We start from the raw sequence: 9,618 nt of genomic DNA, 5'->3' as shown, positions 1-9,618 counted from the left end.
CCGTCGAACTGGGCGATGCCGACGCAATGATGCCGCAGTTGAAACTGTCGAACTTCCCTGAAGTCCAACTGGTTGCGCGCATTTCCCGCGCCGGCCAACCGACTGCCGGCGAATGGATCGGTCGCAGCCAGCCACTGGCCAGCAGCACCACCGCGCCCCAAACAGTGACCATCGACAGCCCGGATAAATAACAGGAACCGCCACCATGACGACCGCCTTCGCTCGAATCACCCTGCTCAGTCTGGTCATGGGGTTAAGCGCTTGTGCGGTCCATCGGCCGGAGCCGGCACCGCTGCCGCCGATCCCGCCCTCGCAGCCAAGCCCGACGCCTTCACCGACGCCATCGCCAGGCAAGCCGAGCATCCCGGCCAAACCGGCAAAACCGGTTCCACGCACCTCCGCCAGCTTCGCCCCACCACCGGGCGGCAACAGCCACTGGGACGCGAAGATGGGCGTCTACGTCCTCGACGACCAAACCAACACCTTCTACCGCCAGCGCACTTACTACCGCTGGAACAACGGCTGGAGCCGCTCAATCAGCCCCAACGGCCCGTGGGAAGAAACCGACATCCACGGCGTACCGGGTGGGTTGGGCAGGCAGTTTGGGCAGTAAGTGAATGAAAGCGGCGATCTTCGGATCGCCGTTTTTTTGCTCGTGAATCAGTGCTTACAGAATGGTTCGGTACTGGCTCAGCGCCTGGACCGATCGATCAAGCCCTTGACGCAACAAGATATCAAGGTAGGTGCTGACATCCATGGGCGGAAACTTCAGTTGTTGGCGTTGCCTCTGCGCTGCGGTTATGACAGCGGCTGAATCCAGATCAAAAAGATTGTCGACGAACTCATCAGGGTGTTGTGCCTCAATGCCAAATGGCTCGAGTGATGCCCACGGGAAATCCTTTTGATTAAACGTGACGATGACGCTGGCGCCGCAGCGAATGGCAGCAGCCAGCACATGGCGATCATTGATGTCCGGCAGCGTTAACCCGTCGATCAGGTTTTCGTATCCCGAGACACAAGCGTCGGGGATGGCCAGATCCATCAACTCAGATGTCCGGTCAAGCTGGTCTGGTGTCAGATCCGGCCGGTTCTTCAGCAGATTTCGTTTCCATTCGTCATGTATCTCCAGTGACCACCGCGCGCGAAAACGTCCCGAAAGGGCAAGCCACATCAGAAAGTCTCGCAGTGGTGCGGGGTACAAAACACAGGCGTCATATACAGCGGTAAAAGCGGAGTTCCTCACTCGTATCCAGTCCTTAACGCTTGTGCTTGCTCGGCGAGAAGCGTCATTGCTTGCTCGCTGGCGGTGTCGCGCCGGTGCTTATAATCCATCAAATCGGCAAAGCGCACACGTCGGTGTTTGCCTGTTTTGTGGTAGGAGAACTCGCCAGACTCGAGCAGTTTGATCAGATGCGGGCGTGAGACGTTGAGCAGATCCGCCGCTTCCTGGGTAGTCAATTCGGCGTGTACCGGTACGACTTTGACGGCATTGCCTTCTGCCAATGCGGCCAGGATATCGACTAAAAGCCGCAGGGCCGATGTCGGCAATTCGACGGTGTGAGCTTCATCCTGCTCGTCGAAAATCTGGATGCGCTGAGTTTCAAACTGCGTCGCCAGATAAGCCGCAAGGGCGCGCTGGCCTTCGATGGCGGCCTGAACTTCGCGTGCTTTGGGCAGATTGATCGGTGGATGGATGACTAAAGACATGATGTTTTCCGACATTTGAATACGATGTTGGAAGGCTATTCGAATTAAACGAAAATCGCAATAAACGAAAAAATCAGTTTCTTAGAGACCTTCCAGCCAACTCGCCCCCCTCATCTCACATCCCGCAAAACAACCAAGCGTCGCCATCACTTATTTTGTGCTTGAGTAAAGATAACTCTAGGGTTACTTTTGATTGGCCCGAGCAAGGAGGCTGGTGTGCAGAGGAGGTTACTGATCAAGGAGCTGGAAGAGGCGGGCTGGACGTTGGATCGGGTCACCGGCAGTCACCATCTCTTCACTCACCGTTACAACCCGTACACGATTCCCGTTCCGCAGCCGAAAAAGGATTTGCCGATTGGAACGGTAAAAAGCATCAGGAGGCGCGCCGGGCTGCACTGCCCGCCAGCCAGTTACGCAGGAGATCCATAATGCAATATCCCATCTGCATCGAGTGGGGCGACGAGAACACCGCTATCGGTATTCAGATCCCCGACATTCCTGGCGCAGTAACGGCCGGAGATACATTTGAAGACGCCTATAACGCGGCGGTCGAGGTTGCTCACATCATGCTGCAGGAAATCGCTGCGGACGGAGAACCGATTCCGATGCCGACCTCGGCCGCCACGCACCGGGGCAATCCTGAATTTGCCGACATGGGCTGGGGAATGCTGGAACTGGACATTTCGCCGTACATGGGCAAAACCGAGAAGGTCAATGTGACGCTGCCCGGCTACGTCATCCAGCGGATTGACCGCTATGTACGCGAGCACAACGTCAAAAGCCGCTCGTCCTTCCTCGCCGATGCGGCGATGGAGAAGCTGGTTCGGCACTGAGTCCTACACATCAACTTCGCAGGCAGCTCCGCCCCGACTGGCCCCACACGAATCCTGTAGGAGCGAGGCTTGCCCGCGAAGCTTTTCAAGTTCACGCAGTCGCCAATGAGCCCTTCTGCGACACACTCAAAAACCGCACCAGTGCCAGCAGCGGAAACGCGCTGCCGACGATCACGATCCATAACCAGCCGCCGTGTTCGTACACGGCACTGGCGATTGACGAGCCGAACGCGCCGCCGATGAAGATGCTGGTCATGTACAACGCGTTCAGGCGGCTGCGGCTTTTGGCGTCGAGGGCGTAGACCGCGCGTTGGCCGAGGACCATGTTCATCTGCACGCAAAAGTCGAGCACCACGCCGGTGACGGCGAGGCCGATGACGCTGTAGATCGGGTGAATGAACGCTGGCAGGAAGCTCAGGCTGGCGAACAGCAGGGCCAGCAGCGATGCCATACGAGTGTGGCCGGCATCGGCCAGGCGCCCGGCGATGGGCGCGGCGATTGCACCGATGGCGCCGACCAGAGCGAAGATCGCGATTTGGGTCTGGCTCAAGCCATGATTGCGCGCCAGTTCCAGCGGCACGGCGGTCCAGAACAGGCTGAACGTGGCGAACATGCAACCCTGGTAAAACGCCCGTTGACGCAGTACCGGTTGTTGCCGCAGCAATGTCCACAGCGAGCCGAGCAATTGCCCGTAAGAAGCCGTGTGATCAGGCTGGCGCTTGGGAATGGTCATCGCCAGCACGATGCTGATCGCCGCCATCAATGCCGCCGCGATCATGAACATCGCCCGCCAGCCCAAATGGTCGGCCACCAGGCTGGACACCGGACGCGCCAGCAAAATACCCAGCAGCAAACCGCCCATGATCCCGCCCACTACGCGGCCGCGAGAAGCTTCCGGCGTCAGGTGCGCGGCCAGCGGAATCAGGATCTGCACCGACACCGAGCTGAAACCGACCAGCAACGAGATCAGCAGAAACACATTCGGCTGATCGGTAAACGCCGCGCCCAGTAAGCTGGCGATCGCCACGACAGTGGTAATGATCATCAACTTGCGGTTTTCCAGCAGATCTCCCAACGGCACCAGAAAAAACAGGCCCAGCGCATAACCAATCTGGGTCAGCGAAACGATGAAACTGGCCATGGTGCTGCTCAGGCCAATGTCCGGCGCGATCAGGCCGATGATGGGTTGGGCGTAATAAATGTTGGCAACGATGGCGCCGCAGCAGAAGGCGAACAGCAGCACCATGCCTCGGGTCATTGTCGCGGCGCCGTGGGGCACCTGGGTTGCTGGGTTCATGACAGGTCTCGCTGAACAATTGAGGATGCGCGCAGGCTAGCGGGCTGACCGGTAAGGCGGAAGTGAGATTGAAGTGATAACAATCATTGCTGTGCGCGATGATCGGCAAACATGCCGGTGGCTGCCGAGGGCACCTTCGCTGGCTCTTTGAGGTCGGATGATACATTCACTTACATCCCGTTCGATAGCGTGCTTATGTTCTCTCAACGTAAAGGAAGGCGTTTCCATGAATGCGATGCTCCGTCAGCTGTTTCGTAGCACCTCAGCCATCACCCTGGTTACCCTGTTTTCAGCGGGACTGGCGCAAGCGGCCGACGCGCCAGGCATGCGCATCGGCGTGCGCGGCGAGATCACCGGCGTCAATTCCGACAGCCTGAAAGTGCATGTCACCACTGGCGAAAACGTCGTGGTTCATCTGGACAGCGACACCAAGGTTCGCGGCGTGACCCTGGCGAAAATCGAAGACATCAAGCCCGGCAGCTACATCGGCTCGGCTGCGGTGCCGCAGGATGACGGCACGCTCAAAGCGCTGGAAGTTCACGTATTCCCGCCAGAACTCGCCGGCAGCGGCGACGGCCATCGGCCGTTCGACCTGGCCAAGGGCAGCAGCATGACCAATGGCAGCGTCGGTGATCTGGTGGTCAGCAACGGTCGGGTGCTGACCGTTAATTACAAGGGCGGCCAGCAGAAGATTCTGGTGCCGGAGGATGTGCCGATCGTCAACCTGGTGCCGGGCGATCGCAGCTTGCTCAAGGTCGGGGTGAAGATCGTGACGTTTGTGACGCAAAGCGCGGACGGCACGCTGACGGCGCAATCGATCTCGGCAGGCAAGGACGGCGTAACACCACCGATGTGATGAGTCCCTGTGGGAGCGAGCTTGCTCGCGACAGCGGTGTGCCAGACAACGAAGATGTTGAATGTGCCGGTCTTATCGCGAGCAAGCTCGCTCCCACAGGGGATGTTCGGCGGACGCAGCTCTTATGTTCAGCCACAAAAAAAGGCGACCTCTGCAGGTCGCCTTTTTCATGGCTGCCTAGCCCTTACTGCGCATAGATCTGATCAAAAATCCCGCCATCATTGAAGTGGGTTTTCTGCACAGTGCGCCAGTCACCGAAGGTCTTTTCCACCGACAGGAAATCGACTTTCGGGAAACGATCGGTGTACTTGGCCAACACCGCCGGGTCACGTGGGCGCAGGTAGTTGGCGGCAGCAATTTCCTGACCTTCCGGCGACCACAGGTACTTCAGGTATTCCTCGGCAGCGGCGCGGGTACCTTTTTTGTCGACGACTTTATCGACCACAGAAACCGGCGGCTCGGCCTCAGCCGAAACGCTCGGGTAAATCACTTCGAACTGATCACGGCCAAACTCGCGGGCAATCATTTCCGCTTCGTTCTCGAAGGTCACCAGCACGTCGCCGATCTGGTTGGTCATGAACGTGGTGGTCGCGGCACGGCCACCGGTATCGAGCACCGGCGCTTGCTTGAACAGTTTGCCGACGAAGGCTTTGGCCTTGTTTTCGTCGCCGCCGTTCTTCAGCACATAACCCCAGGCGGACAGGTAGGTGTAGCGGCCGTTGCCCGAGGTTTTCGGGTTGGGCACGATCACTTGCACGCCATCCTTGAGCAGGTCCGGCCAGTCTTTCAAGGCTTTCGGGTTGCCCTTGCGGACGATGAATACCGTGGCCGAAGTGAACGGCGCACTGTTGTTCGGCAGGCGCGTGACCCAATTGTCCGGAACCAGTTTGCCGTTGTCCGCCAAGGCGTTGATGTCGGTGGCCATGTTCATGGTGATGACGTCAGCCGGCAGGCCGTCGATCACCGAGCGCGCCTGTTTGCTCGAGCCGCCGAACGACATCTGCAACGTGATGTTTTCGTTGTGCTCGGCTTGCCAGTGCTTCTGGAACGCAGTGTTGTAGTCCTTGTAGAAATCGCGCATCACGTCGTAGGAAACGTTGAGCAGGGTCGGTGCGGCCTGAGCCACGCTGGTCAGGGCCAGGCCAGCGGCCAGAAGTGAGGCGCCAAAGAGTTTTTTCACTGCGCATTCCTTGTTCGAAAAAGTGTTTTTATTAAAAGCGAGGCAATTTGCCAGCGACTATAGCCGGGCGCGCATAGTCCTTTAAAGATTAAAAAGCACTTTGCTTATTCCAGTTTCTTAAACAGCTGATTGCCGCATCGCGAACAAAACGCCGCACCTGCTTCGTGGCTGTTTTTCTTGCACACCGGGCAGTCATGTTGCAGCTGTTCGCCGCGCATCGCGTTGGCCAGTTCAGCAGTGAAAATCCCGGTCGGCACAGCGATGATCGAGTAACCGGTGATCATCACCAGCGACGAAATCACCTGGCCCAGCGGCGTCTTCGGCACGATGTCGCCGAAACCGACGGTGGTCAGCGTGACGATCGCCCAGTAGATGCCTTTGGGAATGCTGGTGAAGCCATGCTCCGGGCCTTCGATCACGTACATCAGCGTGCCGAACACCGTCACCAGCGTGCAGACGCTGACCAGAAACACGACGATCTTCTGCTTGCTGCCGCGCAGCGCCGACATCAAATAGTTGGCTTGCTTGAGGTATGGGCTGAGCTTGAGCACGCGGAAAATCCGCAACATGCGGATGATTCGGATGATCAGCAAATACTGCGCATCGGCGTAATACAACGCGAGAATGCCCGGCACAATCGCCAGCAAGTCCACCAGCCCATAAAAGCTGAATGCGTAGCGCAACGGCTTCGGCGAGCAGTACAGGCGCAAGCCGTACTCGATGGCGAAAATAACCGTGAAGCCCCACTCGATGTACGCCAGCACGTTGGCGTAGTTCTGGTGGATCGAGTCGATGCTGTCGAGCATCACGATCACGATGCTGGCGAGGATGATCAACAGCAAGATGCCGTCGAAGCGCCGCCCAGCCTTGGTGTCGCTCTGGAAAACCATGACGTAAAGCTCTTCACGCCAGTTTTTGCTGCTGTCCATGGATACCGCCTGAACCAATGATCAGCGAAGCCTAGGGTGATTCTCCCCGGTAGCGCAAGGCGCACTTTCAACGGCGGCTTTAGTGAACATCTGCACAGCGCTGCGGATCAGCCAGCAGGCGAGGATAAATGGCGCGGTCAGCGTCGGCAGACCGACGAGGGCGAACAGCGGCGTCAGCATCAGCGCCGCGCCAATCGCCAGCAGTGGCAGCCACGGCTGGCGGCGCTGCGCGCTGAAGGCGAGGGCGGCGAGCACCGCGTTATAGCCGCCGAGGCCGAGCAGTGCGCTGTAGACATCCTGGTGCAACAAACTCCAGCTCATCCCCGCAAAAGACCCGAACAGCGCCCAGCAGAAAGCGCGGCGATCAGCGATCAGCAGACCGACGGCAATCAGCGCTCCGGCCAGTGGATGGCCGAGAAACATCACTTGGCCAAGGCCTTTGAACGGCGCGGCGAGGGTGTTGAGCGCAGTGATTTCAATCAAGTGCGCCTGAGTCGAGGGCGTGGCAAAACACAGCAGCACCCAGCTCAGCCCGACGAAGGGCGCGGTGCAGGCCGGCAAGTATTGGCTGAGGCGCGCGTGCTTGAGCCATTGCTGGGTGAGCATGGCGCTGAGGCCGCCGGCAGCGATGATCAGCGGCGGCAACAGCGCTGACCAGGGGAAATACAGGCTCAGCAACAAGCCGAGCAAAACACCGTTGTAGCTGAACAAACCGGCTTGGCGATCAGTCTTGGCATAACCGCGCCGTTGCGCCGTGAGCAACCCGGCAACCCCGCCCAGCAGTGCGCCGCCGAGCAAAGTGGGCGCAGTAAACAGAATCGCCAACAGGCACAGCAGACCGCACAGCGGATGCCGCTGCAGGAAAATCTGGCTGAAACCGTTGAGCAGGGCAGTGGCCCAGTCGGGGCAATGGGTGTTGAAGTGGTTGGCAGGCATGATGACGTCTGTGTTGTTTCAGTTAGATCGTGGTGCCTGCATCGCGAGCAAGCTCGCTCCCCCACTGAATCTCTGTTCAGTCGATGGATCTGTGAAAATCACACATCCACTGTGGGAGCGAGCTTGCTCGCGATGAGGCCAGTGCAGGCGCCACAAAGGTCGGTCTTTAAATCAACGTTTCGATACGCAACGAGTTAGTCGACCCCGGCTGCCCGAACGGCACACCTGCAGTGATCAACAGTGTGTCGCCACGTTGCGCCATGCCTTGGGCCTGGGCGATTTCCAGCGCCGTCGAGCACACCTCATCGACCTGGCGCAGCCGGTCATTGACCACCGAGTGCACGCCCCACGCCACGGTCAAGCGGCGTGCGGTTTGCAGGTTCGGCGTGAGGTTGAGGATCGGCACCGTCGGCCGTTCCCGTGCCGCACGCAGGCTCGACGTCCCCGATTCGCTGTAATTCACCAGCACCGCCACCGGCAGCACATTGCTGATGCGGCGGATCGCGCAACTGATCGCGTCGGAAACCGTTGCTTCGGCTTTTGGCCGGCTGACGTCCAGTTGCGTTTGATAGTCCGGACCGTTTTCCACTTGGCGAATGATCTTGCTCATCATCTGCACCGCTTCCAGCGGGTATTCGCCGGACGCGGTTTCTGCCGACAACATCACCGCATCCGCGCCTTCGGCCACGGCGTTGGCGACGTCCGTCACCTCAGCGCGGGTTGGGGCAGGGGAGAAGCGCATCGACTCGAGCATTTGCGTCGCCACCACCACCGGTTTGCCCAACTGGCGGCAAGTGCTGATGATGTTTTTCTGAATCTGCGGCACGCTTTCGGCCGGCACTTCCACGCCCAGGTCGCCGCGAGCGACCATGATTGCGTCGCTCAATTCGGCGATTTCACGCAGTTGCGTCACGGCCGACGGTTTCTCGATTTTCGCCATCAAAAACGCCTTGTCGCCGATCAACGCGCGGGCTTCGCGAATGTCTTCCGGGCGCTGCACAAACGACAGCGCCACCCAATCCACGCCAAGCTCCAGACCGAAGCTCAGATCGCGGCGATCCTTGGCGGTCAGCGGGCTCAGATCCAGCACCGCTTGCGGCACGTTCACGCCTTTGCGGTCGGACAGTTCGCCGCCATTGAGCACCGTGGTGTCGATCGCGTCGGAATACTTGGTGACCACGCGCAGACGCAATTTGCCGTCATCGAGCAGCAGGTCCATGCCCGGCTCCAGCGCCGCGATGATCTCGGGATGCGGCAGGTTAACCCGGCGCTCGTCGCCCGGCGTGGTGTCGAGATCCAGGCGCAACGCCTGGCCGCGATGCAGTTGCACTTTGCCCTCGGCGAACTTGCCGACCCGCAGTTTCGGGCCTTGCAGGTCCATGAGAATCCCCAGCGGGTAATTCAACTGACGCTCGACTTCACGAATCCACTGATAGCGCTGCGCATGATCGGCGTGATCGCCGTGGCTGAAATTCAACCGGAAGATATTCACTCCGGCCTCGACCAGTTTGCGGATGTCTTCGATGCCGTGGGTGGCCGGGCCGAGGGTGGCGAGGATTTTGACCTTTTTATCAGGCGTCATTTTTTGTGCTCTCGAGAATCAGGATGGCGCGGAAGTCGTTGACGTTGGTGCGCGTCGGCTCAGTGACGATCAGCGCGTCGAGCGCCTCGAAATAGCCGTAGCCATTGTTGTTGTCCAACTCGTCGCTGGCGCTCAAACCGAGGTCGGCGGCGCGGGCGTAGCTGTCCGGGGTCATGATCGCGCCGGCATTGTCTTCGGAGCCGTCGATGCCATCGGTGTCGCCGGCCAGCGCATAGACGCCCGGCAGGCCTTTGAGGCTGTCGGTCAGGCTCAGGAGGAATTCGGCGTTGCGTCCGCC

General features: G+C 59.4%; 12 protein-coding genes and 1 pseudogene. 5 read left to right on the top strand and 8 right to left on the bottom strand.

Translation table 11 applies throughout. From position 1 onward, the window contains the following. Positions 1-191: pseudogene (locus BI292_RS06295) on the top strand (c-type cytochrome biogenesis protein CcmI); the annotation flags it as partial. A 14-nt stretch (positions 192-205) separates the two neighbouring features. Continuing rightward, complete coding sequence (locus BI292_RS06290; RefSeq protein ID WP_101207333.1) at positions 206-613, top strand: hypothetical protein; 408 nt, start codon at positions 206-208, stop codon at positions 611-613. A gap of 54 nt (positions 614-667) precedes the next feature. Here BI292_RS06290 and BI292_RS06285 read toward each other — a convergent pair whose 3' ends face one another. After that, complete coding sequence (locus tag BI292_RS06285; protein WP_101207332.1) at positions 668-1,243, bottom strand: PIN domain-containing protein; 576 nt, start codon at positions 1,241-1,243, stop codon at positions 668-670. Beyond that, positions 1,240-1,707, bottom strand: coding sequence for a helix-turn-helix domain-containing protein (locus BI292_RS06280; protein ID WP_101207335.1), 468 nt, complete (start codon positions 1,705-1,707; stop codon positions 1,240-1,242). The genes BI292_RS06285 and BI292_RS06280 overlap by 4 nt, the downstream gene beginning before the upstream one ends. A gap of 216 nt (positions 1,708-1,923) precedes the next feature. On the opposite strand from BI292_RS06280, the gene BI292_RS06275 reads away from it, so the two are divergent. Beyond that, entirely contained in the window at positions 1,924-2,136 is a 213-nt protein-coding gene (locus tag BI292_RS06275; protein ID WP_101207331.1) for a type II toxin-antitoxin system HicA family toxin, read from the top strand. Beyond that, positions 2,136-2,540 (top strand): type II toxin-antitoxin system HicB family antitoxin, encoded by a 405-nt coding sequence (locus tag BI292_RS06270; RefSeq protein WP_101207330.1) that lies wholly within the window; start codon positions 2,136-2,138, stop codon positions 2,538-2,540. The genes BI292_RS06275 and BI292_RS06270 overlap by 1 nt, the downstream gene beginning before the upstream one ends. Before the next feature lie 91 nt (positions 2,541-2,631). On the opposite strand, the gene BI292_RS06265 is transcribed toward BI292_RS06270, so the two are convergent. Next, positions 2,632-3,837 carry an MFS transporter gene (locus tag BI292_RS06265; RefSeq protein ID WP_101207329.1) on the bottom strand — a complete coding sequence of 402 codons (1,206 nt, stop codon included), beginning with the start codon at positions 3,835-3,837 and terminating at the stop codon, positions 2,632-2,634. A gap of 226 nt (positions 3,838-4,063) precedes the next feature. Here BI292_RS06265 and BI292_RS06260 point away from each other — a divergent pair, with 226 nt between their 5' ends. After that, positions 4,064-4,693, top strand: coding sequence for a DUF5666 domain-containing protein (locus tag BI292_RS06260; RefSeq protein WP_178076535.1), 630 nt, complete (start codon positions 4,064-4,066; stop codon positions 4,691-4,693). Positions 4,694-4,877: 184 nt separating this feature from the next. Here the strand turns inward: BI292_RS06260 and BI292_RS06250 are convergent, their stop codons facing one another. From BI292_RS06250 to BI292_RS06230, 5 genes are all read right to left on the bottom strand, one after another. After that, positions 4,878-5,873, bottom strand: coding sequence for a sulfate ABC transporter substrate-binding protein (locus tag BI292_RS06250; protein ID WP_092271375.1), 996 nt, complete (start codon positions 5,871-5,873; stop codon positions 4,878-4,880). A 104-nt stretch (positions 5,874-5,977) separates the two neighbouring features. Next, a complete protein-coding gene (locus BI292_RS06245) occupies positions 5,978-6,802 on the bottom strand; it encodes an ion transporter (RefSeq protein ID WP_092271372.1) in 825 nt (274 codons plus the stop codon). A 21-nt stretch (positions 6,803-6,823) separates the two neighbouring features. Further along, entirely contained in the window at positions 6,824-7,738 is a 915-nt protein-coding gene (locus tag BI292_RS06240) for an urea transporter (RefSeq protein ID WP_101207328.1), read from the bottom strand. Positions 7,739-7,904: 166 nt separating this feature from the next. After that, the gene (gene pyk, locus BI292_RS06235; protein ID WP_101207327.1) at positions 7,905-9,320 is read right to left on the bottom strand and encodes a pyruvate kinase; all 1,416 of its coding nucleotides are present in this window, start codon (positions 9,318-9,320) and stop codon (positions 7,905-7,907) included. Then, the coding region (locus BI292_RS06230) for an MOFRL family protein (RefSeq protein WP_305887386.1) at positions 9,310-9,618 on the bottom strand (309 nt) is incomplete at its 5' end. The genes pyk and BI292_RS06230, both read right to left, overlap by 11 nt.

The organism is Pseudomonas sp. 43NM1 (assembly GCF_002836905.1).
GTDB classification, from domain to species: domain Bacteria; phylum Pseudomonadota; class Gammaproteobacteria; order Pseudomonadales; family Pseudomonadaceae; genus Aquipseudomonas; species Aquipseudomonas prosekii.
The sequence above is the reverse complement of the archived record's forward strand: the minus strand, read 5'-3'. Positions and strand labels throughout refer to the sequence as shown.